Origin of the sequence: Acinetobacter lwoffii, assembly GCF_024129685.1 — a bacterium.
Classification (GTDB): domain Bacteria; phylum Pseudomonadota; class Gammaproteobacteria; order Pseudomonadales; family Moraxellaceae; genus Acinetobacter; species Acinetobacter lwoffii_X.
Genome location: NZ_JAMXXL010000035.1, coordinates 1 through 26,911, shown reverse-complemented (window position 1 = coordinate 26,911; position 26,911 = coordinate 1). Strand labels below are relative to the sequence as shown.

31 protein-coding genes are annotated in these 26,911 nt (G+C 42.8%); 15 read left to right on the top strand and 16 right to left on the bottom strand.

Translation table 11 applies throughout. The annotated features are described in order from the left end of the window. Window positions 1-389: 389 nt before the first annotated feature. The 4 genes from NI464_RS13695 to ftsY form a co-directional block, all read right to left on the bottom strand. Window positions 390-1,004, bottom strand: a complete 615-nt coding sequence (locus tag NI464_RS13695) for a DUF2057 family protein (RefSeq protein WP_253139100.1) — start codon at window positions 1,002-1,004, stop codon at window positions 390-392. Window positions 1,005-1,204: 200 nt separating this feature from the next. Next, window positions 1,205-1,798, bottom strand: coding sequence for a nitroreductase family protein (locus NI464_RS13690; RefSeq protein ID WP_004731228.1), 594 nt, complete (start codon window positions 1,796-1,798; stop codon window positions 1,205-1,207). A gap of 196 nt (window positions 1,799-1,994) precedes the next feature. Further along, entirely contained in the window at window positions 1,995-2,684 is a 690-nt protein-coding gene (locus tag NI464_RS13685; protein WP_253139097.1) for a nitroreductase family protein, read from the bottom strand. A 173-nt stretch (window positions 2,685-2,857) separates the two neighbouring features. Next, entirely contained in the window at window positions 2,858-3,964 is a 1,107-nt protein-coding gene (gene ftsY, locus NI464_RS13680) for a signal recognition particle-docking protein FtsY (RefSeq protein ID WP_005097061.1), read from the bottom strand. A 178-nt stretch (window positions 3,965-4,142) separates the two neighbouring features. Between ftsY and NI464_RS13675 the strand changes: the two genes are divergently transcribed. Then, window positions 4,143-5,549 carry a M16 family metallopeptidase gene (locus NI464_RS13675; RefSeq protein WP_253139095.1) on the top strand — a complete coding sequence of 469 codons (1,407 nt, stop codon included), beginning with the start codon at window positions 4,143-4,145 and terminating at the stop codon, window positions 5,547-5,549. After that, window positions 5,549-7,123: a M16 family metallopeptidase gene (locus NI464_RS13670; RefSeq protein WP_253139092.1), complete on the top strand. Its 1,575-nt coding sequence runs from the start codon at window positions 5,549-5,551 to the stop codon at window positions 7,121-7,123. The genes NI464_RS13675 and NI464_RS13670 overlap by 1 nt, the downstream gene beginning before the upstream one ends. Here NI464_RS13670 and NI464_RS13665 read toward each other — a convergent pair. Continuing rightward, window positions 7,047-7,370 (bottom strand): hypothetical protein, encoded by a 324-nt coding sequence (locus NI464_RS13665; protein ID WP_253139089.1) that lies wholly within the window; start codon window positions 7,368-7,370, stop codon window positions 7,047-7,049. The two genes, NI464_RS13670 and NI464_RS13665, sit on opposite strands and share 77 nt — an antisense overlap. Before the next feature lie 98 nt (window positions 7,371-7,468). Beyond that, window positions 7,469-7,831 (bottom strand): hypothetical protein, encoded by a 363-nt coding sequence (locus NI464_RS13660; protein WP_253139086.1) that lies wholly within the window; start codon window positions 7,829-7,831, stop codon window positions 7,469-7,471. 221 nt (window positions 7,832-8,052) lie between these two features. Between NI464_RS13660 and NI464_RS13655 the strand changes: the two genes are divergently transcribed. The 3 genes from NI464_RS13655 to NI464_RS13645 all read left to right on the top strand — a co-directional run bounded on the left by NI464_RS13655 (window position 8,053) and on the right by NI464_RS13645 (window position 9,354). Continuing rightward, window positions 8,053-8,286 (top strand): SEL1-like repeat protein, encoded by a 234-nt coding sequence (locus NI464_RS13655; RefSeq protein WP_253139083.1) that lies wholly within the window; start codon window positions 8,053-8,055, stop codon window positions 8,284-8,286. Window positions 8,287-8,437: 151 nt separating this feature from the next. After that, the gene (locus NI464_RS13650; protein WP_004645256.1) at window positions 8,438-8,818 is read left to right on the top strand and encodes a DUF2750 domain-containing protein; all 381 of its coding nucleotides are present in this window, start codon (window positions 8,438-8,440) and stop codon (window positions 8,816-8,818) included. Between the two features lie 104 nt (window positions 8,819-8,922). After that, window positions 8,923-9,354, top strand: coding sequence for a CBS domain-containing protein (locus tag NI464_RS13645; RefSeq protein WP_004278688.1), 432 nt, complete (start codon window positions 8,923-8,925; stop codon window positions 9,352-9,354). A gap of 130 nt (window positions 9,355-9,484) precedes the next feature. Here NI464_RS13645 and trpB read toward each other — a convergent pair whose 3' ends face one another. From trpB to NI464_RS13600, 9 genes are all read right to left on the bottom strand, one after another. After that, window positions 9,485-10,693, bottom strand: coding sequence for a tryptophan synthase subunit beta (trpB, locus tag NI464_RS13640; protein WP_253139080.1), 1,209 nt, complete (start codon window positions 10,691-10,693; stop codon window positions 9,485-9,487). Between the two features lie 107 nt (window positions 10,694-10,800). Further along, window positions 10,801-11,988 (bottom strand): vWA domain-containing protein, encoded by a 1,188-nt coding sequence (locus NI464_RS13635; RefSeq protein ID WP_253139077.1) that lies wholly within the window; start codon window positions 11,986-11,988, stop codon window positions 10,801-10,803. 13 nt (window positions 11,989-12,001) lie between these two features. Beyond that, entirely contained in the window at window positions 12,002-12,853 is an 852-nt protein-coding gene (locus NI464_RS13630; RefSeq protein WP_005262763.1) for an AAA family ATPase, read from the bottom strand. Between the two features lie 20 nt (window positions 12,854-12,873). Beyond that, window positions 12,874-13,257, bottom strand: a complete 384-nt coding sequence (locus tag NI464_RS13625; protein WP_005106668.1) for a hypothetical protein — start codon at window positions 13,255-13,257, stop codon at window positions 12,874-12,876. Between the two features lie 21 nt (window positions 13,258-13,278). Continuing rightward, window positions 13,279-13,584 (bottom strand): YcgL domain-containing protein, encoded by a 306-nt coding sequence (locus tag NI464_RS13620; RefSeq protein WP_004278695.1) that lies wholly within the window; start codon window positions 13,582-13,584, stop codon window positions 13,279-13,281. 130 nt (window positions 13,585-13,714) lie between these two features. After that, entirely contained in the window at window positions 13,715-14,857 is a 1,143-nt protein-coding gene (locus NI464_RS13615; RefSeq protein ID WP_253139073.1) for a ribonuclease D, read from the bottom strand. Window positions 14,858-15,035: 178 nt separating this feature from the next. Beyond that, window positions 15,036-15,632, bottom strand: a complete 597-nt coding sequence (gene recR / locus NI464_RS13610; RefSeq protein ID WP_005100074.1) for a recombination mediator RecR — start codon at window positions 15,630-15,632, stop codon at window positions 15,036-15,038. 13 nt (window positions 15,633-15,645) lie between these two features. Then, window positions 15,646-15,975, bottom strand: coding sequence for a YbaB/EbfC family nucleoid-associated protein (locus NI464_RS13605; RefSeq protein ID WP_004278699.1), 330 nt, complete (start codon window positions 15,973-15,975; stop codon window positions 15,646-15,648). A gap of 28 nt (window positions 15,976-16,003) precedes the next feature. Then, entirely contained in the window at window positions 16,004-17,191 is a 1,188-nt protein-coding gene (locus NI464_RS13600) for an O-succinylhomoserine sulfhydrylase (RefSeq protein ID WP_253139070.1), read from the bottom strand. 142 nt (window positions 17,192-17,333) lie between these two features. Between NI464_RS13600 and NI464_RS13595 the strand changes: the two genes are divergently transcribed. The 10 genes from NI464_RS13595 to NI464_RS13550 all read left to right on the top strand — a co-directional run bounded on the left by NI464_RS13595 (window position 17,334) and on the right by NI464_RS13550 (window position 25,442). Next, window positions 17,334-18,431, top strand: coding sequence for an alpha/beta fold hydrolase (locus tag NI464_RS13595; protein WP_253139067.1), 1,098 nt, complete (start codon window positions 17,334-17,336; stop codon window positions 18,429-18,431). 61 nt (window positions 18,432-18,492) lie between these two features. Further along, a complete protein-coding gene (locus tag NI464_RS13590; RefSeq protein WP_005100067.1) occupies window positions 18,493-19,365 on the top strand; it encodes an NAD(P)-dependent oxidoreductase in 873 nt (290 codons plus the stop codon). Window positions 19,366-19,451: 86 nt separating this feature from the next. Continuing rightward, window positions 19,452-19,721 (top strand): YARHG domain-containing protein, encoded by a 270-nt coding sequence (locus NI464_RS13585; protein WP_004278704.1) that lies wholly within the window; start codon window positions 19,452-19,454, stop codon window positions 19,719-19,721. A 31-nt stretch (window positions 19,722-19,752) separates the two neighbouring features. Beyond that, window positions 19,753-20,166: an HIT family protein gene (locus tag NI464_RS13580; protein WP_004278705.1), complete on the top strand. Its 414-nt coding sequence runs from the start codon at window positions 19,753-19,755 to the stop codon at window positions 20,164-20,166. Between the two features lie 344 nt (window positions 20,167-20,510). Then, window positions 20,511-21,644 (top strand): porin, encoded by a 1,134-nt coding sequence (locus NI464_RS13575; protein WP_253139064.1) that lies wholly within the window; start codon window positions 20,511-20,513, stop codon window positions 21,642-21,644. 444 nt (window positions 21,645-22,088) lie between these two features. Further along, the gene (gene cydP, locus NI464_RS13570; protein WP_004645265.1) at window positions 22,089-22,280 is read left to right on the top strand and encodes a cytochrome oxidase putative small subunit CydP; all 192 of its coding nucleotides are present in this window, start codon (window positions 22,089-22,091) and stop codon (window positions 22,278-22,280) included. Beyond that, window positions 22,280-23,866 (top strand): cytochrome ubiquinol oxidase subunit I, encoded by a 1,587-nt coding sequence (locus NI464_RS13565; protein ID WP_004645266.1) that lies wholly within the window; start codon window positions 22,280-22,282, stop codon window positions 23,864-23,866. Before cydP ends, NI464_RS13565 begins: the two co-directional genes overlap by 1 nt. Next, window positions 23,863-25,008: a cytochrome d ubiquinol oxidase subunit II gene (gene cydB / locus NI464_RS13560; protein ID WP_004645267.1), complete on the top strand. Its 1,146-nt coding sequence runs from the start codon at window positions 23,863-23,865 to the stop codon at window positions 25,006-25,008. The genes NI464_RS13565 and cydB overlap by 4 nt, the downstream gene beginning before the upstream one ends. 26 nt (window positions 25,009-25,034) lie before the next feature. Then, window positions 25,035-25,136, top strand: a complete 102-nt coding sequence (gene cydX / locus NI464_RS13555; RefSeq protein ID WP_004278713.1) for a cytochrome bd-I oxidase subunit CydX — start codon at window positions 25,035-25,037, stop codon at window positions 25,134-25,136. 3 nt (window positions 25,137-25,139) lie between these two features. After that, complete coding sequence (locus NI464_RS13550; RefSeq protein ID WP_004278714.1) at window positions 25,140-25,442, top strand: cyd operon YbgE family protein; 303 nt, start codon at window positions 25,140-25,142, stop codon at window positions 25,440-25,442. A gap of 152 nt (window positions 25,443-25,594) precedes the next feature. Here the strand turns inward: NI464_RS13550 and rodA are convergent, their stop codons facing one another. Next, window positions 25,595-26,734 carry a rod shape-determining protein RodA gene (rodA, locus tag NI464_RS13545; protein WP_004645269.1) on the bottom strand — a complete coding sequence of 380 codons (1,140 nt, stop codon included), beginning with the start codon at window positions 26,732-26,734 and terminating at the stop codon, window positions 25,595-25,597. Window positions 26,735-26,911: the final 177 nt, after the last annotated feature.

Here is a 26,911-nt window from a genome sequence, read left to right as displayed (position 1 = left end):
TTTCTACCATCAATCAATGAAAATAATTTCGATCAATCAACCAGTAAAAATCCACACAAGTTGTTCTTCATAATCTCTTAATGATCTTCTTAAAACCTCGTCAGCTTTAAGCTCCAACCCAATCACTTAACGTTTCGTTTCATGCATTGCGTTGCTGTGCTGCGTATTCTATACAGTTTCAAAACGAGCGCAAGGGCTTTTCTTTAAAATATTCAAAAAAACCATTCATACGTTTATTTTTTAATCTGAAAGGCTATTTTTAACACTTTTTTTGCGCTTTTCTAGCTAATTCCACATGAAAATTTTAAGCAAATGTTAATTTTCTAGCCCTCATCTCATAAAAAAAGATCACCTTTATAGTGATCTTTTTGATTCTTCATCAAAATATTTTAATTTGCCTGCTCAGCGAGCCAAGTCATAAATTTTTGACGCTCAGCTTTAGAAGCCTTCTGCCATAATTGAATCAGCTGCTGATCATTCTGTTCTGCTGACTGAGTATATATAGCTGCCGGTTGATTAACTGCTGTCGCAGCTTGAGTTGTCATATCCACTTTTTTATTCAACACACGATTTCCAAACCATGGTTTCGCTGCATCTTTAGCGCCCGTCTGCTGGACTAAGAGCTGATTTTTTGCATCATATAGACCAATAATGGGCTGATCTTTATATTTTTGCGCTGCATCAAAATCTTTAGGCGCCTGAATGAGTGCTAAACGATAAGTTTCGCCATCTTTAAGGCTTGGTGTTTTTACCGTAACCACACCTGACTTTAAAATGTCATGTGAATTGTCTGAATGCTGGAAAAATTCGTTATAACGTACGCTGATCGCATTTACACCTGCATCCAAGCTATAAGTCTGATTAGAACGTAATAGACCTGAATTCACTTCCTGATCATTTACGGCAACAATTTTTATTTCTTCAGGTACTGTGACGGTTACTGCCGAAAAAACTGATGTGCTAAACAGAAACACTGCTGCAGTTGCCGCAATACGTAAATCCATATCCTTTACTCATTTTTGGTTGTTTATTAAAAATTAGCCGCACTATGCCGCATCTAAATGACAATCTTATGACAAAGGCTGGAGCGATACAGCCTGTGTTCTTAGCATTTATTTGGCTAAATATACCCCATCATATTCAAATACAACTCTAAGACATAAAAAAAGAAGCATCAACATGCTTCTTTTTAATCTAAAACTATTTATGCAAAGGTCTTAAAGCGCTCTGCATCATCCATAAAGGTTTTTTCACCTGCAGGTGCTTCAATTGACCCAAATACCAGTTGAGCACGAAGTTTCCAGTGAGATGGAATCTCGAAAGTTTGTGCGACTTCCTCATCAATAATTGGATTATAGTGCTGTAATGAAGCACCAATATTTTTTTCTGCCAAAGCGGTCCAGGTTGCAAACTGTGCAATAGCGGAAGAATGCTCAGACCAGACCGGGAAGTTATCGGCATAGAGTGCAAACTGCTCCTGCATCGACTTCACTACGTTCTGATCTTCATAAAACAGAGCGGTTCCATAACCTGCTGCAAAAGCATTGATCTTGCTATTGGTTGATTCAAATGCATCTGCTGAAACAAGGTCACGTAAAGTTTCACGTACAATATGCCAGAAGGTATCATGTGATTGACCAAATAAAATCACCACACGCGAGGTTTGCGAGTTAAAAGATGACGGACTGTGCTTCACCGCATCTTTAATGATTTTCTCAATTTCTGCTTGATCCAGATCTACATTTTTTCCAATTGAATAAATGCTACGGCGTTGTTTAATCTGATCTAAAAATGCCATGAACCCACCTCTGTATATTTTGATTATTTGAAAATCGATAAAGTCATATTACGTGCTTTAAACACCCAAGACAGGTGCATTTCGATAACAATGTGTTTTATTTATAGAACAATCAGATTTAGATCTGGGTAGCGTATTTGTATCTGATTTTATCCGCAGCTTCCATGCTGTCACATATAAAGTGTTCTATAAACTTTTAATTAAATACTTTGAAACGATGCTGATCCGGTTTTTGTAATTTTGCTTCTACTGTTTGTTCAATTGACCCAAAGCAAAGTTGTGCGCGTAATAACCAGTTCTTTTCAATCTGAAAATGCTCTGCAACCCTTTCATCAATCAGTGGATTATAATGTTGCAAGGATGCTCCCAAACCAGAATCTGCCAGCGTCGTCCACACAGCAAATTGCGCCATACCGGAAGTTTGTTCCGACCATGCTGGAAAATCTTCACTATTTAATGGCATTTTCTTTTGTAATTGTTGAGTCACGGCTTGATCTTCATAAAACAAAACCGTGCCATAGGCAGCAGCACATTGATTCAACTTGATTTCCATTCCTTCGTAAATAGATGCCGGCATATGCTGACGCTGTACCTGTTTCACAATTTCCCAGAATTGATGATGAGAATCTGCAAATAACACCACAATGCGCGTAGTTTGAGAATCATAAGCTGAAGGACAGCTGCGGACTGCTGCCTGAAGCATTTCACTCAGATACGCCTGACTATAATGTACCCGCTTGCCAAGTTCATAAATACTACGGCACTTTTTCAACTGATCAACAAAAGTCAGTTTCAAATCATCATCAGGTTTGTTTTTTTTCGAAAATTTAAAGTCCTTGGTTATATCACTTGTTAATACCTGACCAATTTTATTTAGCAATGCCATTTCTTCCCCCCACAAAACCCAGCTAAAACAGCTCGAATAATCCCATACAAGTATAATGGCTTTATTACGGTAGATAGATCTAGTTCATATTTTCTAGCTGATTTTTAAAGCATTCAAACCCCTCAAAAACAACAAACTCCGCACTTAGCGGAGTTTGTGTGAATTATCACGCATTATTTATTTTCAGTTTCAAACAATGCAGCAACAAAAGATTTGGCAGAGAAAGGACGCAAGTCATCAATTTTCTCACCCACACCAATAAAGCGAATCGGCACATGAGTACGACTGGCAATATTAAACAGTACGCCACCTTTGGCAGTCCCATCGAGCTTGGTAATGGTCAAACCGGTTAGGCCTACCGCCTCATCAAACATTTCTACCTGGTTAATGGCATTCTGACCTGTTCCGGCATCGACAACCAACATCACTTCATGTGGTGCAGTCGCATCAATTTTCTGCATGACACGTTTTACTTTGGTCAACTCTTGCATCAAATGACCTTTGTTATGCAAACGACCAGCTGTATCAGCAATTAATACATCTACGCCTTTGGCACGCGCACTTTCAAAAGCATCGAAAATGACTGAAGCCGAGTCTGCACCATTGCCTTGAGCCACGACCGCAATATTATTACGCTCACCCCAGATCTGTAGCTGCTCCGTTGCAGCTGCACGGAAAGTATCACCTGCCGCCAGCATGACAGTCTTGCCTTCACCTTGCAGACGTTTGGCCAGTTTGCCAATCGTGGTGGTTTTACCTACACCATTTACACCGACCACTAAAATCACATAAGGCGATTTATTCGGATCAATATGCAGCGGTTTTACCCGGGGTGCCAATAAAGCCACCAGTTCTTCCTGAAGCGCCTTATACAGTGAATGCGAGTAGATCAAGTCACCACGTTCGGTACGCTCGGTCAGGTTAGCAATGATGGTCTTGGTGGCTTCCACACCAATATCGGCCACCAGCAGCTGCTCTTCGACTTCTTCTAATAATTCATCATCAATTTCTTTACCACCGATCAGGATATTGACCATCCCATCGGCAAGGTTTTTACGAGTTTTGGTTAAACCCTCTTTCATACGGCTAAAGAAGCCACCTTTCGCCGCAGAATCTTCATTTTCAGTTTCTGTTACGACAGGTGCAGAAACTACAGCTGCTTCGCTTGGCGTTTCTACGATAGGCACATTGACCGCAGGTAAGCTCGGTAATGTGACATCATCATCTCCGATATCAGCATCAATCAAAAATTTGTTTTGCCCATTAGATTGCTGTTGCATGCCGAATCCTTGAAAAGCATTGCGTTAAAAACCCAGATTCTACCATAACTTGCCTGCTTTGCAGCTAGCAATGCAAATGCTGGACAAACATACCAAAAAGCTACAGCTCTTGGTTGCTTTCATCTCCGCATTTATTAAAAATAACCCTAAATACAAATGCCTATTTTTGGGAGATCTAGTGTCCGCCACCTTTTTGACTGTCTCCTCTTTTTCCAGAATGATTAAACAAACACTTTATCCACTTGGTGCCTTATTGCTGGGATTAAGTATTAATCAGGCCCAAGCCCAGACTCGCAGTGAATTATCACGCACCACTTTTGAAACCACTTTAAGTAATGGATTAAAAGTCATTATTCGGGAAGACCATCGTGCGCCCATGGTGATGACCCAGATCTGGTACAAAGTCGGCAGCAGTGATGAATCTGGCAATATTCTGGGGGTCTCGCATGCACTTGAACACATGATGTTCAAAGGTACGCATAAAGTTCCAAATGACGAATTTACCCGTCTGAGCCGGATTTATGGCGGTAGCATCAACGCCGCCACCTTTACCAATTACACCAATTATTATCAGCTCTATCCTAAGGCCTATTTCCCTATGGCGCTGGAACTTGAATCTGACCGCATGAGCAATTTATTATTGCGGCAGCAGGACTTCGAGCCAGAAATTAAAGTCGTCATGGAAGAACGGCGCCAGCGTACCGATGACAATCCGCGGGCGCAAGCCTTTGAACGGTTTAAATGGGTCAGTTATCCGACCAGTCATTATCGCCAGCCGGTGATTGGACACATGAAAACTCTGAATAATATTCAGTTGAATGATGTCAAAAAATGGTACCGGGATTGGTACAGTCCGAATAATGCCATTCTGGTGATTGTGGGGAATGTAGAATCTGAAGCTGCTTTGGCTCAGGTACAAAAATATTTTGCTGACATTCCCGCACGTCCAACCCCAGCACGCAATGACGTACTGGAGTTTGAGCGTTTGGGTTATCGCCATATGGAAATCAATAGCAATATTCAGGTGCCCAATCTGTACATGACCTGGAATGTAAAATCCCTTGGCACTGCCAAAAACCCCCAAGATGCTTATGCCTTAACCATTATTCGCAGTCTTTTGGACAGTGGCATTTCTTCGCGCCTGCAAGACCGATTGGTACGTGATCGTAAAATTCTGACCTCTGTCAGCGTTTCTTATGATCCCTATAATCGCGGCGACAGCCTGTTTGGTATTTCTGCCTTACCTGCGCCGGGCATCTCTTTGCAAGAAGCACAACAAGCAATTCAGGATGAAGTGGATTTACTTAAAACTACAGCGATGACCCAACAGGAAGTGGATCGTATCAGTACCCGCTTTATTTCCAATTTGATCTATAGCCAGGATGATATTGCCGGACAAGCCAAAATGATTGGAAATCTAGAGGTCAATGGCTTGAGTTATCGCCTGATGGATGAATTACCGAAACACTTTGAAAGTGTCAGTGTTCAGGATATCCAGCGCGTCGCCAACGCCTATTTTGTGCGTGAGAATCTCAGCACGCTTTATCTCTCACCCGAACAAAACACCCAGCAACGGGGATTATAATGCTTCAGCTTCGTCCATTTTTGCTTATTTCAACTTTAAGTCTTAGCTCGGCTACCCATGCAGAAAACTATCTTAACCCTCAACCTGACCAAAATGACAACCCCAGTCAGTTACAGTCTATCCCTTTACTGCAAAGTTTAAAAAATATTAATCAGCAACGAGAATTTCAGGCGCCTTATATTCATGACCTGAACAATCGCTATAAGGTACGTACACTGTTCGTTGAAACGCAGGATCTTCCCATGGTAGATATCCAGCTGACCTTTAATGCCGGTTCGGCTCGTGATCAGGAAATTACCAAAGGTCTATATGGCCTATCCAATATGGCAGCCAAGTTGATGCGTGAAGGAACCGACAAATATAGCGCCAATCAGGTGGCGGAAGTTTTTGACCAAACCGGAGCACAATTCAGCGTACAAGCCTATCGGGATATGTTTGTGGTTCGTCTGCGTACGCTTTCAGACCCGGAAAAACTGGAACCCGCATTGGGCATGCTGATGGAGGTTCTCAAGAATGCATCATTTAAACCATCCAGCATTAATCTGGCTTTAAGCAATACCCAAGTGGGACAAAAACAGCTGCAGGAAAATCCAAGCCGACTCATGGATATCCGTTTTTATCGTGCCCTATATGGTCAACACCCTTATGCAGAACCAATCAGCGGTACCCAAGGCAGTACCAAGAAAATTAACGCAGAATTATTGAAAAAATTTCGTGATCAGTTTTTGGTGGCGCAAAATATGAATATTTCCATTACTGGAAAACTCAGCCCGAAACAGGCACTGGAACTGTCTGAACGCATTGCCGGTAATTTACCCCAAGGGCAAAAAGCAGTGCGATTGCCACAACCTGAAACTCAATCTGGTTTTGAAGTGGTACATCTACCCTATAACTCGTCTCAGGCGCATGTCACCTTTGGGCATTTAGGCCCAACTCGCTTTACTGAAGATAAACTGGCTTTAGAGGTCGCCAATCGCATGTTTGGCGGTAGCGGATTTAATGCGGTATTGATGCAGGAACTGCGGGTGAAACGTGGTTTTACTTATGGCGCTTATAGTTCGTTGAGCTTTAGTCAGGCACCGGGCGTATTCAGCTTTAAGTATTCCACGCGTCAGGATCAACTGCTAGATAGCATTCAGGTCGCACATCAAGCATTTATCAACTTTGTCAGTCAACCTATTGATACTCAGCGTCTGGAAGAAACCAAAGCAGGCATGTTACGTGCTTTTCCTAATAATTACAGCAGTAATGCCACCATTAATGCCCAGCTAGGCAATATGGGTTTTTATAGTGAGCAAACTGATTATTTATCCAGTTATCCAGAACGCTTGGCTAAAATCACAGCGGCAGATGTACAAAATGCAGTGCGCAAGCATTTTCATCCTGATCGCTTAACCCTGGTCGTTGTCAATAAAGAACTGGATCAAAATGCTTTGAAAATGCGTTTGGAACAGAATTTAAGGGATGCCAATTATTACCTACCAACAAATCCTATGCCTAAGGCATCTCCACAGAGACCGGCGGAAGCTGACGTGCCCGAAGCGATTCCTGCTGATAAGCCTGCATCAATTTAAGGTACTGCCCACGACGGATATGCTGCTGCTCTAACAAGGCGAGTGCCATATCTTGGGTTTGGGGAAGGTTTTGCTGTTTAGACAGTTGTTGAATCTGGGTGACTTGGGAAAGGCTAAGCGGACGATATAAAGCAAATGCGGCTAAAAGTAGAATGACCGCAATAATAAAAATAACCACACTGTTATAAATCTGTTCCAGTTTGATTCTGCTGAAAAATTGGCTTAGTTTTTCTGTATCTATAAACATACACTACCTCAGGTTAGAGGTAGTGTATGGTCGCAGTTACATAAGTTCAAGTCAGCGCACTGAATATTCACAAGAGCTGAATCCTGCTATTTTGGGCATTAATTCATTATTCTAGTAATAATTGTTGAATACAGCACCAATGCAACAACAAGTAATACCAGTGCAATTGCAAATTTACTTAAACCGGCTTCTGCTTCAGGCGGATGTAAGCGATCCTCATCTGCAATGCGGATCAGCTCACCATTATAGAGTTTATAAAACTGCTCACGCTGGTTTTCGTCCAGCGCCCGGGTAAAGTCGTAGACTTCTTTACGTTGTGCCAGCCCATAATCGCCTAGATGGGTATATTTACTGAATATAGCTTGATCTAGTTTTTTACGATGCAAATCGGCAAGTTCCATAATTTGACCTGCAGTCGGAGGCATATCAAATTTCACACCATCTAAAGTTCTTGTCATCATGGCCTTCTCCTTATTGTTTGCTATCCATTTACAATGTAGCTTAATAATATTTATAATTGTGTATAGTTTAATCAGTTAAACTATAACTGAAGTAAACAAATAAAATCGAATAGTTGACTTTTCCATTATTTTGTAATATTAGTTTAACAATACTAATTTATATTTGTATTTAGACTAAATAGTCTATCCTGTAATCATAATTAAAATTAAGGAGTTTTTATATGATACAACAAATCTCTCAACACGATCTGGAACATCTGTACGCAGATGCCGTGAATACCATTCAATCGCAAATGAACTTTGCTGATGCAGTAAAACAGCTTGAAGAAGCCGCTCGTGCTGGCCATGGTAAAGCAGCGCTTTTTTTAGCAGAACTTTATTATCAAGGTTTCCGTGTAGAACGAGATTCACTCAAAGCCCAGTACTGGCAAAACATGGCCACCATGCAAGCATAAAGAAACGTCACCTAGGTGGCGTTTTTTTCAGCCCTTTTTTCAATAAATAGCAATCAATACATATTTTCTTACGAATCCTTGCAAAGCTGAAACAGTAATTTCATATAAAGTTCCTAGAATAGAGCCTGAACTCCAATAGCACTTTATTCTAATGAAACCACGAAAAATTATTCAATTTGATCCGATCTGCAAAAACTTTCTGTTAAAGATCACGATGCTTAAATCTTTGATGAATTGTGGCGAGCTATGGGGCGCATATCACCAAGGCTGGGCGATGATGCGTGACCAGGAAGACTGTATCTTCCCATTCTGGCTCAATCCGCTGGATGCTAAAAATTATGCCCAGCAACATTGGCCGGATTACATTCCACGTAAAATCAATTCTGAAGATTTTGAAAATGCATTATTGCCGACCCTGTCGCGACTGAATGTTACGCCAGCGCTGTTCAACACCAATGGAACCAAACTCAAACTGACTGCTGCACAGATGCGTCATCTGTTTTTTTCGCAACAAAGACTGCACATTGCTTAAATAACATGCTATTTATAAAGACTAAAACCTAAACACTTAGAGATGTTCAGGTTGAATACATACTCTAGGATTAATAATAAATTGACCAATAAGGATGATTAAGCATGACCAATGTGGCACAGGTGCTCAGTGAAAAAATGCATCAAGCTATTTATACCATCCGTCCAGATTCTACCGTTTTAGAGGCCATCACCTTGATGGCGGATAAAGGAATCGGGGCGCTTGTGGTAACCCATGAAGACAACGTGGTGGGGATTTTGTCAGAGCGGGATTACACTCGTAAAATCGCGCTGATGCAAAGAACCTCATTCGACACCACTGTTAATGAGATCATGACCTCTAAAGTGATTACCGTAAATACAGCTACTAGCGTAGAAGACTGTTTATCTCTGATGACTGAACGCCACCTACGCCACTTACCCGTGGTCGAACATGAAAAACTGATCGGTCTGATTTCAATTGGGGATTTGGTCAAGGCCGCCATGGATGACCAACGTAAATTGATTGAACAGTTACAGCAATATATCTCAGGTTAAAACATCATCTAGCTTTCTCTAAGGCATTTGAAGATCACTTAAGTGACACCAAGATAAAGTTTTATATCTGATGCATAAAAAATCCCGGTACGTGTATCGGGATTTTTTTATATGAACATTCTGAATAAAATCAGTTTAGACCTAATTTTTCTGCGACGTAATCTGAGTCTTTATCACCACGACCCGATAAGTTCACCACAATTTTGGTATCTTTTGGCAATTTACCCGCTTCACGAATGGCCCAAGCCACCGCATGCGAACTTTCTAGTGCAGGAACAATTCCTTCTACACGTGAAAGGGTCATGAATGCATCTAGACATTCCTGATCGGTCGCAGTGGTGTACTCCACCCGACCCAAATCTTTCAACAAGCTATGCTGCGGACCCACACCCGGATAATCCAGACCAGAAGCAATTGAATGCACTGGCAAAGGTTCACCCTGCTCATCTTCTAGCACATAACAGGCCATCCCATGTAACTGGCTCGGTTTACCTAAGGTCAAAGTAGCTGAATGCATATCGGTATCTAAACCCTGACCTGCCGGCTCAACGCCAACCAGTTTCACATCGGGTTCATTTAAAAATGCAGTGAATGCGCCTACTGCATTAGAACCACCACCAACACAGGCAACAACATAATCAGGATTTGCACCAAAACGTTCATTGGCCTGAACTTTAATTTCATCGCCAATAATCGACTGGAAGTCACGAACCATCATCGGGAATGGGTGCGGTCCAACCACCGAACCGATAGCATAGATGTAATTTTTCGGATCTTTCAAATATTCTTCAAAAGCACTGTCCACTGCATCTTTGAGGGTAGCTGTACCGCGCGTCACAGAAATCAGTTTGGCACCCAGAATTTTCATTTTCACGACATTTGGATGTTCTTTTTCGATATCTACCTGCCCCATATGAATTTCACACGGAATACCCACCAAGGCACATGCTGTTGCTAGTGCAACACCATGCTGTCCTGCACCGGTTTCTGCGATGACTTTGGTTTTACCCATATATTTGGCCAGTAAAGCTTCACCCAGACAATGATTGATCTTGTGCGCGCCGGTATGGTTCAGGTCTTCACGTTTCAGATAAATCTGCGCCCCGCCAAGCTGTTCAGAAAGACGTTTGGCATGAAATAAAGGACTTGGGCGACCGACATAATGGGCAAACAGGTCTTTCAATTCATTCTGAAACTCTTCAGTCTGACGAATTTCCTGATAGGCCACATTAATATCATCCATGGGCTGTTTCAGATCGGGTGAAATAAACTGACCGCCATATTGACCAAAAAAACCCTCTTCATTTGGTAACGCAATACCATTAATTTGATGAGCCATAATCATGCCCGAGATTTTAAATAAAAGATAATGAGTGACTTTATACTAGAATAATTTGTTTTAAATCACTAATAACTCTAACTAAAGTCACTTATAGATAAATGGAATTAACGCGCCAGATATTTAGTCATGTCTTCAATGCCTTTTAATGTCATTGGAAACATATGATTTTCAAATATTTGCTGGATCAGACCAATAGTATGGGTGTAATGCCAGTATTTTTCTTCTTCAGGATTCAGCCAAGCGGTTTTATCAAAATGCTGACGTAGACGCTGCAACCAGACTTGCCCAGCCTCATCATTCATATATTCAACCGAACCACCGACCGAGGTCAATTCATAAGGTGCCATACTGGCATCACCCACCACAATCACCCGGTAATCACGGCCATAGGTATTAAATAAATCCCAGGTATTCATGCGTGAACTGGAACGACGGACATTGTCTTTCCAGACATAGTCATACAGACAGTTATGAAAATAGAAATATTCCAGGGTCTTGAATTCGGTTTTCGCAGCACTAAACAGCTTTTCACACTGGGCAATATGCGCATCCATCGAACCGCCAACATCAAATAGCATCAGTACTTTGATGCGGTTACGACGCTCCGGCACCAATTGCACATCCAGAATCCCCTGCTTGGCAGTTTCACGAATTGTCCCGTCAATATCCAGCTCTTCGGCTGCACCCTGACGGGCAAATTTTCGTAGACGGCGCAATGCCATCTGCATCTGGCGGCTACCTAAAATCTGTTCATCATCCAGATTGCGGTATTGACGCTGCTCCCACACTTTCACCGCAGAACGCTTACGCCCCGGCCCGCCAATACGCACACCTTCAGGATGATCGCCATAGGCACCAAAGGGTGAAGTGCCACCGGTACCAATCATCTTGTTGCCGCCCTGATGTTTTTTATGCTGTTCGCGCAGACGCTCTTCTAGCATTTTCATCAGTTCTTCCAGCGATCCGGCTTTTTTCAGCTCTTCGCGCTGCTCCGGGGTCAAATGCTTTTCCAGCAACTCCAGATCAAACCAGTCTCTGGGCAGCTTATGCACCTGATTTAGCAGCTCATCCAGATCAAAGGTCGCGATATCATCAAAATAGTCTTTCATGGCGCGATCGAACTTGTCGAAATAGCGCTCGTCTTTGACCATTACAGTTTTGGCCAGCTGATAGAACTCGTCCTGATCGGCAAAGACCAGTCCTGCGGCAACTGCCTGATTGAGGTCAATCAGTTCGCGGGTCGATACCGGCACGCCGTATTTGCGTAAGGTATAAAACAGTCGCACAAACATGCGTGTTTCTCCCTTAACGACGTGACATAAATGCTAGACGTTCGAGCAACTGCACATCTTGCTCATTCTTGATTAATGCGCCGTACAGGGGCGGAATTGCTTTGGATTTATCAGTATTGCGCAGAATATCTTCCGGCATGTCGTCAGCCATAAGCAGGCTGAGCCAGTCGATCAGTTCAGAAGTTGAAGGTGGTTTTTTTAAACCCGGAATCTGACGTAATTTAAAGAAGACTTGCAAAGCCTCATTGACCAATGTGGTCGAGATATTGGCAAAATGCACATCGATGATTTCACGCATGGTGGCTTCATCCGGGAATTCGATGTAATGGAAGAAGCAACGACGCAGGAAAGCATCTGGCAATTCTTTTTCATTATTTGAGGTAATGATCACGATTGGGCGCTGAGTTGCCGTAATGGTCTCGCCAGTCTCGTACACATAGAACGACATTTTATCGAGTTCATGCAGCAAGTCATTTGGAAACTCGATGTCTGCCTTATCAATTTCATCAATCAACAGGACACAGCGCTCTTCACTGGTAAATGCTTCCCACAATTTGCCCGGCTTGATGTAGTTCTTGATGTCATAGACACGGTCATCACCCAACTGGCTATCGCGCAAGCGCGATACTGCATCATATTCATACAGACCTTGCTGTGCTTTGGTAGTAGACTTGATGTGCCAGGTGATCAGTTCCAAACCCAGACTTTCTGCAACTTGCTCGGCCAGTAAAGTCTTACCTGTACCCGGCTCCCCTTTGACCAGCAACGGTTTTTGCAAACTGCGTGCAGCTTTCACCGCAAGTTTTAAACTGTCAGTCGCGATGTACTGATCGGTACCTGAAAATTGTTGAATATCAGCAGACATGATTGAACCTTATTTTTTACTTACAGCGGTGAACTTTTCTCGTGAACACGAATATTGCTTTTGTTCGACACATAAGTCGACCAGCAATAGCCAATCACAGATCCGATCCCAATGACAAATAAAATAAGTGACGCATTAATCCAAACCAGGGATTGCTCTTTGGTCAACACCCCAAATAACAGACCGAAGATCGCAGGTGCAATAGAAGCATTCGCCCCCTCAGATACCGTCGGTGTCAACAGAATGGCAAAGGCCACAATCCACAAAAAACCGCCCATAGGTTTAGGTAGACGTTTGGTTACGCCATACCAGCACCATAAAGCAATCAGGCTGCCGAGCAAATAAACTGCTACGGCAATGCTCTGTTCAGGAATTGAGTCTAATACAGCCACATAACCATTCATTTCACAACTCCTGAATTAACATTAAGCACCGCGTAAACCTTCTGGTGCGACCGCATTTGGATCAATCAAGCCTTCTGGTGGCATTTGCAGGAAGAAACCGCGGGTTTCAATAGAATCCATGACATGCAAGACATTGGCACGTGCCAGTTTACGTGATTCGCTTAATTCAAGATGCATGACAAAAGTCGCACGTCCAAATGCTGCCTGTACTGCTTCAGTCAATACGCTTAAAGGTTCGAATGTTTCAGCTTCGCTTTCATTCGCAGGACGCGCCACATACAGATACATTTCACTTTTTTTACTGGATTTGTAGATAGACACTTGCATATTTCAAACGACTTTTCTGGAAAAACAACCGCAAGGATACATCAAAAAAAAGACAGAAACATTAGCCACATCTCATGCATCAGTCGTGATTTTGTATAATTGCTTTTTCTTTAACCAATTCTGTAGCTAATCACTCGCTGACTTTCATCTGGGTAGACAGATAAGATTCGTCCTGATGCAATACCTGAATCAGGGGCTGAGTCAATAACTCATAGCGCCACCCAAGCAGATAATCCGGCAGATCCTGTTCATCCTTGTGAAAAACTACATGCTGATACAGTGCATTCAACCATTTCTTGCGCATCAGCACTTCTTTGGGAATCGAGGTTTCATTGACCACATGTTGAATAATTGAATCAATTTTTTCGCCAATATCTTTGGAAGAATGGCGAATTGGACGTGCCAGACGTAAAGGCCAATTTGCCGGCTCCGGCAGGAATTTCAATAAATCTAAAATGGTTTTGCCATGCTCACGAACCACATTCGAACGAATGTCTTTCACATGACTCAGCTGGAAATTATTGCGCGGGAATTTTTCCACCAGATCAATCATGCTGGCATTTTTCAAAATGAAACTGCGTGGCTGATTCAGTGCTTTGGCAATCTGATCACGCCAAACCATTAATTGCTGCAATTGCATCAGCTGACGGCGTGAATGCCGGTAATTTCCGACATCCTGATACAACAAGGCAGTTGGGGTATCTTCGCCAATTTCCTGAGTCAGAAACCGGCAATCTTGCAAGGCAAAATCCAGCAGATCTTTCGAATCTAGATCCTGTTTAATTTTCTCTGACAGTTGCACCAGATAATGCACATCATTGGCAGCATAGAGCAACTGTTCGGAACTGAGTGGACGCGCCAGCCAGTCAGAACGGGTCTGGTCTTTTTCGATATCGACTTCCAACATCTGCTTCAGCGCATTTTGATAGCTGACTTGCAGACCATGCCCCAAAAATGACATGCCGACCTGGGTATCAAACACATTACTCAGCGATTTCTTCTGGGTATAGTGATAAATCAGATCGATATCTTCACTACAGGCATGAAAAATATTCTGCTGTGCGTTAAAAATTTTATTAAGGAACTCAGTCAGATCCAGCGTGGTTCCATCCAACAAATAGACCTTGTTGTCTACGTTAATCTGAAAAACACCCAGCTTAGGCCATAAGGTATCAACCTTGATAAACTCGGTATCCAGCCCATACACTGAATTCTGATCCATCAGCTTCAGTACATGAGTTAAGTCGTTTTGATGTTGAATAAATTGAAACATAGAACTGAGTCTAAGATTAGATTCTCGATAGATCCATATTAACTGATCTATAGAATTTTTGTATAAAAAATAAGGTCAATTCTGCCCTATTTCCCAAAAAATGGCGCTTACTTATCAGGTTTTATATTCTAATTAATATCTTTTTTATATTAAAACTAACAAGATATTTAAGCTCAGCTTACTTCATGCGCATCCGGTTATGTACTGCCTGACTCAAGGTATGGCTATCGACATATTCCAGCTCACCACCTTGTGGTACGCCCTGGGCAATTCGGGTCATCTGGATCGGCAAATGCTTACTGGCCTCAACCAGATAATGCGCCGTAGCCTGACCTTCTACCGTGGCATTGGTTGCCAGAATCACTTCTTTCACCTGACCATTGGCCAAACGATGCAATAAGTACGGAATACCGATTTCTTCGGGACCAATACCATCCAGTGGCGATAAATGTCCGCCCAATACATGATATTTACCTCTGAAACTACCACTTTGCTCAATCGCCATGACATCTGCAGGTGATTCCACTACACAGAGCAGTTCATCATCACGATCCAGAGAGCTGCAAATATTGCAGACTTCGTCTTCGGTCAGAGAATGACAGACTGAACATTCATGAATGTGATTGGTTGCCTCAGTCAGCGCATGTGCCAGACCAATAGCACCCTCACGATTTTTCATGATCATATGCAATGCCATACGTTGAGCCGATTTTGGCCCAACGCTTGGCAAAATGCGTAATGCTTGAACGAGTTGATCAAAACGATCACTAAACATTGCGCATTCTTCCTTAGAACATACCTGCAAGACCAGGCGGTAAACCCATGCCTGAGTTCGCTGCTTTCATTCTTTCGTCAGATACCACTTCTGCCTGACGTGCTGCATCATTCATTGCCGCTGCAATCAGGTCTTCGATCATATCTGGATCATCCTGAAGTAATTCAGGATTGATTTCGATACGCTTCACCACGTTACGGCAAGTCATGGTCACTTTCACCAGACCGCCACCCGCCTCGGCATGCACTTCAGTCTGCGCAAGCTCTTCTTTGGCTTTTTTTACGTTGTTTTCAACTTCTTTCTGCATGCGCTGAGCTTGCTGCATCAACATGTTAATGTTCATAAATATCTCCGAACATGAATTTATAAAATTAAATCAGGTCTAAACCGCGACTAATATCCTGGATAATATCACCAATCTCTTCCAAGCCAACAGATACGCGAATCAAACCTTCGCGAATACCAGCAGCTTCTTTGGCTTCAGGCGACAATTTACCGTGTGTCGTGGTTGCAGGATGGGTAATGGTCGATTTCACATCGCCCAGATTACCGGTAATCGAGATAAACTGGGTATTGTCAATGACAGTCCATGCTTCCTCACGGCCACCTTTCACTTCAAAAGACACAATACCGCCAAAACCGCTCTGCTGTTTTGCTGCCAGTTCATGACCGACATGCTCAGGCAGGCCCGCATAATATACTTTTTCCACTTTTGGATGCTGATTCAAAAATTCAGCCAGTTGCTGTGCACTTGCTGAATGTTCACGCATACGCAAACGTAGTGTCTCCAAGCCTTTCAGGAAGACCCAGGCATTGAATGGGCTCATTGAAGGACCAGTGGTACGCACATAGCCAAAAATTTCTTCAAGCAGCTTATGATTACCTACGACAGCACCACCCAAGGCGCGGCCTTGGCCATCCAGATATTTAGTCGCAGAATACACCACTAGGTCTGCACCAAATTTGAGTGGTTGTTGTAACACCGGTGTACAGAAGCTGTTATCAATCGCCAGTAAAGCATCATTAGCATGCGCAATATCGGCGAGTCCCTGTATATTAGCTACTTCTGCTAAAGGATTCGATGGCGATTCAACAAAGAGAATTTTTGTTTCAGGCTTGATGGCATTTTTCCATGCATCAAGATCAGTCAAATCGACGAAATCAACGCTGACGCCAAATTTTGCGACATATTTTTCAAACATGGAAACCGTAGAACCGAAGACTGCACGTGAACAAATCACATGATCACCCGCTTTTAAAAAAGCCATCATCACTGCCATAATAGCTGCCATACCCGAACTGGTGGCGACGGCGCGCTCTGCACCTTCAAGTGCAGCCAGACGCTTTTCAAACATGGCAACGGTCGGATTGGTAAAGCGAGAATAGATATTGCCCGGTTCCTGGCCTGAGAATTTGGCTGCGGCTTCTGCAGCATTTTCATAAACAAAGGACGATGTTAGAAAAATCGGTTCGCCATGCTCACCTTCAAAAGTGCGGGTATGGCCGGTACGAATGGCTAAAGTTTCTAATTGGTAAGAAATATCGTCTTGCTGGCTCATCGCTTTACCTCAGCCCTCGGGCTGCCTTTTGTAAAAATTTGCCAACATTTTGAGCGCCTAAGCTATTTCAGGTCAAGGCATAATAAGCGATTATTGCTTAGACTTCGATCAATCCTCCCGCGGATACGGATATTTTATTTACATGATTCAGTTAAAACAAAACTTTCAGCGCCAGCAAAAAAAATTGAAACACCTTAGTACCCGGGTGTTTAATGCCTCCTCACTGATCCTGTCGCAAAAAACCCCTTTTGAATATATTGCCGGCACCGAGTTTTGCAAGATTCGTTATTACGCTTCACCTGAGAAAAAATATAAGGAGCCTCTGGTTTTCATCGCACCGTTAGCCATTAATATGGATATCTATGATCTGTATCCTTATCGCTCTCTGGTCAGGCATTTTCAGCATAGCGGTTTTGATGTCTATCTGGTGGAATGGAAACGCTTTAACTTTAAGCACCGTCACCTGAATTTTTTATCTTTTATCGATGCAGCCATTCCTCAATCCATTGAAACCATCTGCAAGCATTCAGGCAGTCAGTTCATTTCCTTACACGGCTGGAGTATGGCTGGGGTGTTTGTCACGCTCTATACAGCCCTGCATTCGCCTGAACATGTCAAGAATCTGATCGTGGTGGGCAGTCCTATCGACAGTTATGCGTCAGGACGTGTCGGCAAACTTTTTTCTACGACCAATAAACTGATTTCTAAAAATAAGAATTTGCAACAGGCCATTCATCAAGGATTGATCCCGAAGCAATATATTCATACGCCGGGTATTGTAAATGCCTTGGGCTTTAAATTACTTGATCCGATTGGCTGGCTAAAAAGCCAGAAGCAGTTTTTGCTGAATCTGGATCATGTCGAAGATGTCTATGAACATGCCACCATGGGGAATTTCCTGAACAAGATGATCGATTATCCGGGCGGGATTAATCAGGACATGGTTCTGCATTTATGGCTGCAAAATCCTTTAAAATACGGTTCTATCACTTTAGATGGTCGTATTGTTGATCTTAAAAATATCAGCTGCTCCCTATTGGTAGGTGCAGGTCAAACCGACCAGATTGTCACAGAACAGTCAGCTAAGCCTTTGATGGAATTGACAAGTAGCCAGGATAAGACGTTTACTCTTATACCGGGTGGTCATCTTGGACTAATGTCGAACCAGAAAACGGCAAATACATTCTGGCCCAAAATGACGACCTGGCTGGTGCAGCGCTCTACACGTCTTGATGTTTAGTGTAGATTCCCCGCACCAGAAAAAATATTAAATAGCTTTAAACATATTCAGAGGGTACAGCATGATTCAGTCAGTGGCATTTATCGGCCTAGGTGCAATGGGTTTTCGTATGGCAGCACATTTACCCAAGCAGTTTGATACGGTCTATGTCTGGAACCGCAGCTTTAACAAAGCAGAGCAACATGCTGCTGAATATGGCACCCAAGCCGTCACACTGGAACAGGCCGTACAGGCAGATGTGATTTTTTCATGCTTGCCAACTAGCGCTGACGTTGAACGACTTCTGGAAAATTTACCGCTTAAATCCGGTTCAGTCTGGGTCGACTGCACCAGTGGTGTACCGGATTCTGCCCAAAAACTGGCAGTACAACTGGCTGAACATGGGGTAATCTTTCTGGATGCACCGGTCAGCGGTCAAACCATTGGCGCTGAAAATGGCACGTTAACTGTGATGGTGGGCGGTAATGCAGAGGGCTATGAACAAGCCCTTCCTGCGATGCAGGCTTTTGGCAAGCTGATCAAGCATGTGGGTGAATCTGGCGCAGGTTTTGCAGTGAAGGCCGTAAATAATATGTTAATGGCTGTAAACCTGTGTGCCGTCGCAGAAGGCTTTACTACACTGAAAGCGCATGGGGTAAACTTGCATGAAGCGCTGGATTGTATTAATGCTTCAAGTGGTAAAAGCATGGTGACTGAAACCGTTTTGCCGCAGCGTATTTTAAACCGCAGTTTTCCTGTAACCTTTGCCCTGCCACTCTTGGCCAAAGATACAGGCATTGCAATCGACCTTGCGCGTGAAGCCAAAATTTCTGCGCCTGTGCTCTCGTTGACCCAGAATCTGATTCAAGCGGCCAGCGATCTGTCGGATAAAAACAGTGATTTTTCCAGTGCTGTGAAAATGTATGAATCATGGAGTAATATTACCATCGAGTAATATCTCGCCATTGAATAATGATAACGAAACCTCATATTGTGACTAGTAGGCAGGCACATATAGTGGATAACCCAGAGGAAACTCTCATGAAGAAATTTTCTGTTGCAGCATTGATCGGCTTTGCAACTTTGTTCGGGGCTTCAACATCGGTTCTTGCATCTGAACAAGAGTGCAAAAAATTAAAAAATGATCATGACGTGATTTATGCGTCTAAAGGTTTCTGTTTCAAAGATCCTGAAGCAAAAGCCAAGTTTGGTAATGACAATTGCTATACAACCAAGCCAAAATTCTCGGAAAAAGAGCAACAACGTCTTGACGCGATCAAAGATCGTCAGAAAGAATTGAACTGTAAATAATTCAGTTTAATGACGCTCAAGGAATATACTTATGACTTATGATGATCAGAATATTTTTGCACGAATTCTACGCGGTGAACTTCCTGCGATAAAAGTGTATGAAGATGACCAGGTTCTTGCATTTATGGACATCATGCCTCAGGCAGAAGGTCATACTCTCGTGGTTCCGAAAACTCCGGCGATCACTTTACTGGATCTACCCCCTGAAGCTGCAGCCTATACGATTCAGATCGTACAGAAAGTTGCAAAAGCCATTGAAAAAGGTTTAGGTGTGGACGGTATCGTGCTGATGCAATTATCAGGGGCCGCAGCGGGTCAGACCGTACCACACGTACATTTCCATCTGGTTCCTACCTCTTTGCACAATCTGGGCAAACATGCAGCACAAATGGGCGACCAGGAAAAAATTAAAGCGCTGGCTGAGAAAATTAAAGCTGCCCTTTAAGCTATTCTTAATACCTAAAAATGGAGCCTCGGCTCCATTTTTTATGTCTAATGTATTTCACTCTTGATTAAACCACTCAAATATCAGTAAAAGTCACCTAGCCTATTTTTAGGTTTTGCAGCAAACACCGAACTTAGCTGCATTTGTATTAATCCTGCTAATCCCACTCATAATCCTATAAAAAATAAGACAATGATTGTCTTTAATATTTCTGAAATATTTCCTTAATCATATTGACTTATTTGTAATGAATACTTGGCACCAATAGAGCAGTAGATGTTTCAAAACAATACTGAAACTTGTTTTTAAGACGATGAATAAAAAAGTCTTTATTGGAGCAACACATGAAAAAAACGTTATCTGCATTAGCAATCGGGGCAACAATTTTAACACCAGTGATGGCAGCCGCGGCTGATGTTAAAGTGTATGGTCGTGCACACGTTTCTTTAGATTATCTGGATGATGGCCAGGATTATAACGAAGTAGGTCTTTCTTCAAACTCTTCACGCCTAGGCTTTAAAGCTGAACAAAAACTAGAAAATGGTATGACCGTATTTGGTCAAATCGAACAGGAAATTAACTTTGCAAGTGGTTCTGCAAACGATGATGTTGAATTTGCAACTCGCGATACTTTTGTTGGTTTAAAAGGTGATTTCGGTCAAGCGCGTATCGGCCGTTTTGACAGCCCATTCAAAGTAGCACGTGGCCCGGTCAACTTCTTTGGTGATATGGTCGGTGATGTTCGTAACGTCACACGTGCTGGCAACTTGCGTTTTGATGAACGTAATAACAATACCATTGAATATAAATCACCTAAGTTTGGCGGCGGCTTTAATGTTTTAGCAGCACTTTCTTTACACGAAGGTAATAGCCCTGATAGCGTGTCAACGTCTTCACCAAAAACTGCTGTAATTGAAACTGTGAATGGTCCAGTAACAGTAGTCGTACCGGGAACCACAACTACTACCAATAAAGATAATCGCGATGATAAAGCATACGATCTCGCTTTAACCTATAAAGAAGGCAAAGTTGATTTTGCTGCTGCCTATGAACATTATGAAGAAGATGCAGGTCGTGGCGAACGCGATGGTTTCCGTATTGCTGGTGCTTACAAAATCACACCTGAATTCAACTTGGGTGGTTTATACCAATTCCTTCAACACGATAATTCTGAAGCAAACCCAGATGCACAAGTATTTGGTGTAGCCGGTGAATATAAATTTGCACCAAAAACCTCATTCCGTGGTGAAGTATTCCACCGCGATGTCGATGCGGACGATGCAAATGCAACTTTACTGGCAATCGGACTTGAGCACCGTTTAGATCCAACAGTCCGCATTTATGGCAACATAGCAACTGTACTAAATGATGAAAACTCAAACCTTACCCCTTGGGCACAAGGTCGTACCAATACTGTAGGTGGCGTACGCGGTGAAGACAGCCTAGGTCTTTCTCTAGGCATGCGTTACGACTTCTAAGTCGAGCCTCCCTCACAAAGCTTAAAAAGAACATGCCTCCAGCATGTTCTTTTTTTGGTGTGTTTTTTATCAAAATAAATAAGATGAGAAAGATTGTGACACTGATATTCAACCCTTATAAAACCAACCAATTTAGTTTGATTAATTTTATTCTTTATTTTAAAACCAAGCATTTTAATCAGATTTAAAAATAGGAGAATATTATTCCAACCAAAATAATCTACATTAAAATATATAAATATAAGCATTTTAGTTGGATTTAAAAACCAATAAAATTACATAAAATAATAAAAAATATTTAGAATAAATTTTAACTTGAATAAATATATATTTATTACTTTCAAGTATTTATAAATATATATTTATTTAAACTGTATCATCTATTTATTTTTTAGTTACAATAGATTAATAATATACAACAAGTCATATAACAGGCTTAGTCGAATGAGCTTAGTTCCTAAAAATCTAAACCAGAGAGTGGTTAGAGAAATAACCGCCATTTTAATTATCAAGGTTATTTTACTCATGATAATTAAAAATATCTGGTTTGATGCGCCTACGATTCCTAAAAATTTTGATAACCAAGTCGCCGAGCGTATCGCCGGCAATCCTTCCCAAATCCAGGAGACACGTTGATGATTTCTGAAAGCGTGGTCGATCTCTCGCGGTTCCAGTTCGCCATGACCGCGATGTATCACTTTATTTTTGTTCCACTGACGCTAGGTCTAGCATTTCTGCTTGCCATTATGGAAACCACCTATGTGATTTCCGGCAAAGAAATCTATAAAGACATGACCAAGTTCTGGGGAAAACTGTTTGGTATTAACTTTGCCTTAGGGGTAACCACCGGCCTGACCATGGAGTTCCAGTTCGGAACCAACTGGGCTTATTACTCGCATTATGTCGGTGATATTTTCGGTGCACCGCTGGCGATTGAAGGTTTGATGGCCTTCTTCCTTGAATCGACCTTTATTGGCTTGTTCTTCTTTGGTTGGGATCGCCTGTCCAAAGTACAACATCTGGCAGTGACCTGGCTGGTAGCTTTAGGCTCGAACATGTCCGCACTCTGGATTCTGGTCGCCAATGGCTGGATGCAAAACCCGGTCGGTTCAGCATTTAACTATGAAACCATGCGTATGGAAATGATGGACTTTGCTGCACTGATCTTTAACCCGGTCGCTCAGGTTAAATTTGTGCATACCGTATCTGCGGGTTATGTCACAGGTGCCATCTTCGTACTGGCTATTTCAAGTTACTACATGCTGAAAAAACGTGACCTGCCTTTTGCACGCCGTTCTTTTGCCATTGCAGCCATCTTCGGGCTTGCTTCTACACTTTCAGTGATTTTACTGGGTGATGAATCAGGTTATGAGCTGGGTGATGTACAAAAAACCAAACTGGCAGCGATTGAAGCAGAATGGGATACTCACCCTGCACCTGCACCATTTACTTTGTTCGGTATCCCAAATAAGGAAACCATGACTACAGATTATGCAGTGAAAATTCCTTATGTGATGGGTCTGATTGCTACACGTTCTACGACTGAACAAGTCACAGGTATTAAGGACCTGCTGGTTCAGCACGAAGCGCGTATCCGTAATGGTATGGTGGCATATTCACAACTGGAAAAATTACGTGCTGGTGATCAGTCTCCAGAACTGAAAACAGCTTTTGAAGAAAGCCAAAAAGACCTCGGTTACGGTCTGCTACTGAAGAAATACACCCCAAATGTCGTTGATGCCTCTGAAGAGCAAATCAAAGCAGCTGCTAAAGACACTATTCCACACGTACCAAGCCTGTTCTGGGCCTTCCGTGCCATGGTGGCTTCTGGCTTCCTGATGCTACTTCTATTTGCACTGGCAACTTTTGCGGTAGCCAAACGTAATGCTGAAAACAAACCATGGTTATTGAAATTTGCATTATTTGCACTGCCTTTACCTTGGGTTGCTGCGCAGACCGGCTGGTATGTAGCAGAAGTAGGTCGTCAACCTTGGACTATTGGTGAAGTATTACCGACGCATCTTTCAGCATCAAGCTTAAGCACAGGTGATGTCTGGGGTTCAATCTTGGCATTGGCAGCGTTCTATACCGTGTTACTGATTATTGAAATGTATCTGATGATCAAGTTCTCACGTCTTGGCCCAAGCTCACTGCATACCGGTAAATACCATTTTGAAAAGCTTGCAGCTGCAGAGAAGGCAAATGGGGAGACTCAAGCATGATCGAATATGAATTATTAAAAATCATTTGGTGGGTGCTGGTCGGCGTATTGCTGATTGGCTTTGCCCTCACCGATGGCTTCGATATGGGCTCCATGGCGATCATGCCATTTGTGGGCAAAAATGATAGTGAGCGCCGTGCAGCGATCAATACTATTGCACCGCACTGGGACGGTAACCAAGTTTGGTTTATTACTGCCGGCGGTGCGTTATTCGCTGCCTGGCCAATGGTCTATGCAACTGCCTTCTCCGGCATGTACTGGGCCCTGTTGCTGGTCCTGTTTGCCCTGTTCCTGCGTCCGGTCGGTTTTGACTATCGCTCAAAACTGGAAAATACCAAATGGCGCAATTCATGGGATTGGGGTCTAGCGATTGGTGGTGCAGTTCCTGCATTGGTCTTTGGTGTGGCATTCGGTAACATGTTCCTGGGTGTGCCATTTACTCTAGATGAAACTGTACGTTCTACTTATACTGGCAGCTTCTTTGCACTACTGAATCCGTTTGCTATTGTGTGTGGTCTGGTCAGCTTATCGATGCTGTGTGCACATGGTGGTGCATGGTTAATGCTGCGTACTGATGGTGACCTACGCCAACGTTCTGCCAAAGCAACACAAATCATGGGTCTGGTTTATCTGGTTACCTTCCTGGCTGCAGGCGCTTGGCTGTACTTTGGTGGTATTCAAGGTTATACACTGGTTACACCTTTTGATACCAATGGTGTTGCCAACCCGCTCGCCAAAGAAGTGCTGACCAATGCCAATCCAGGCTGGATGAATAACTACTCGACTTATCCAATCACGATGGCAGCGCCTATTGCCGGCATTTTGGGCGGTTTGATCATTGTACTGGCAGCAGGTAAAAATAAAGCAGGCTTGAGCTTCCTGGGTTCATCTCTGGCAGTTATCGGTGCAATTCTGACTGCTGGTTTCGCCCTATTCCCTTTCCTGATGCCTTCAAGCATTAACCCGGTTGCAAGTCTGACCATGTGGGATGCGGTATCTAGTAAAAATACCTTAACCGTTATGACCGTTGCTGCCTGTATCTTTGTTCCACTGATCCTGATCTATACCACTTGGTGTTATTACAAGATGTGGGGCGTGATTACCAACAAACACATTGAAGATAATTCACACAGCCTGTACTAAGGGCTGTGTCTTAAGGAGAGACAACTATGTGGTATTTTGCTTGGATTCTGGGTGTACTGATGGCATGTTTTGCCAGTGTGATTGCTGCCATTTACATGGAACAACACCAAGACCTAGATGAGGAATAAAACATGACCGAAGCTGCGCTTGAGAAAACCGTTGTAGACAAGAAACCAAACAAATTTGCGATGATGATTTCCTGCCTCCTGGCTTTTCCTCTCGCAGCCGTGTTATTGGTTCATCCTTCTGCAATGCTGGATGCCAACGGTGAATATAGCCATAGTGCCATGATGTATATCATGATTGGTATTTCTGGAGGCTTTGTCCATGGTGTGGGCTTTATGCCGCGCCACTGGTTCTGGAAATGGTTGTTTAGCCCTTTCCTAGCATGGCCTTTAATGATCTGGGGTTATTACACCTGGTTTCTCAGTTAAAGTATGAAATTAAAAAGCCCTCATTTGAGGGCTTTTTAATTTCATACGAATTCTAAAATATTCTTCTTTTTTCTTCTGGCCAAAACAGGATTTTTAAAACAACTTATTTTAAGTATATAAAAAGCCGGAACCAGTCCGACTTTTAGAATGACTTATCGATGAGTATGAATCGACATCACAATGCCCATCCCGGCCAGCATGGAAATCACTGCCGTTCCACCATAACTCATGAGCGGTAATGGATCTCCAGTTACAGGTAAAATCCCGCTCACCATGCCTGAGTTTAAAAATACAAAGAAGAAGAAAGTCAGTCCCATGGCTCCAGCATATAAACGGCCAAAGTTATGAAAGCTGTTTAAACCAATCATCAGACAGCGAATAATAATGGCAGTGAATAAACTAAACAGCAGGAAAACGCCGATAAAACCGAATTCTTCGGCATAAGTCGACATAATAAAGTCAGTATGATGTTCAGGCAGATAACCTAAATGTGATTGGGTACCTTCGGTATAGCCTTTGCCCGTGGAACCACCTGAACCAATCGCAATTTTGGACTGGATGATATTCCAGCCTGCACCCAAGGCATCCGATTCCGGATCAAATAACGTGGTAATACGTTTTTTTTGATACTCTTGTAGCACGAACATCCATGCAGCCGGAGCTGCCACAGCTACCGCCGCTGCTGCACCACCAATCAGACGCCACGACATCCCACTTAAAAATAGAACAAAAATACCAGGAATTACCAAGCCAATGTTCAAGTCAGGCTGAAGTGCCACCAAAACAAATGGTACGCCCAATAGAATCAAAGCCCCGACAATATGCAAAAATTTGGGAGGAAATGGCTTACGTGCAAAATACCATGCCATCATCAAAGGCATGGCAAATTTCATCACCTCACTCGGTTGCATGCTTCCCACCCCTGGCAAGGTAATCCAGCGGGTTGCACCCAAACGTTTTTCACCAATCACAAAGACCAGAAGCAGCATGAAGATCCCGAAGGCATACAGGTATGGACTAATCGCCTGATAGACTTTCGGTGGAATCTGCGCACAGATAAACAGCAGCACAAAACCAATTCCAAAACTGATCGCCTGACGCACCACCATGCCAGAGTCTTCGGATGTCGCGCTATACACCACCATTAAACCCAGGATTGCATTGAGAACTAGAAAGCACAATAACCAGGGATCAAGGTGCAACTTGGTCCATCGAGATGAATCTTGCGGGTTAATACTACGTCCATCACGCAAAGAGTGACGTAAAAACCGATACTGCTGTGAAGGTATCATTGGCCAAAAGGTGAAAAAGAATGATGGCAAAATTATAAGTGAAAGCTATAGCGAATAGATCGCTATAGCCAGATTTATTCTGCTTTTATTAGACCTCTTTCATAAATCATTTTTTACTCAGCTCCAAGTTATAAATTCCAGCAATTAGATTGAATCTCAAACCGAGTCTTTTAGCTC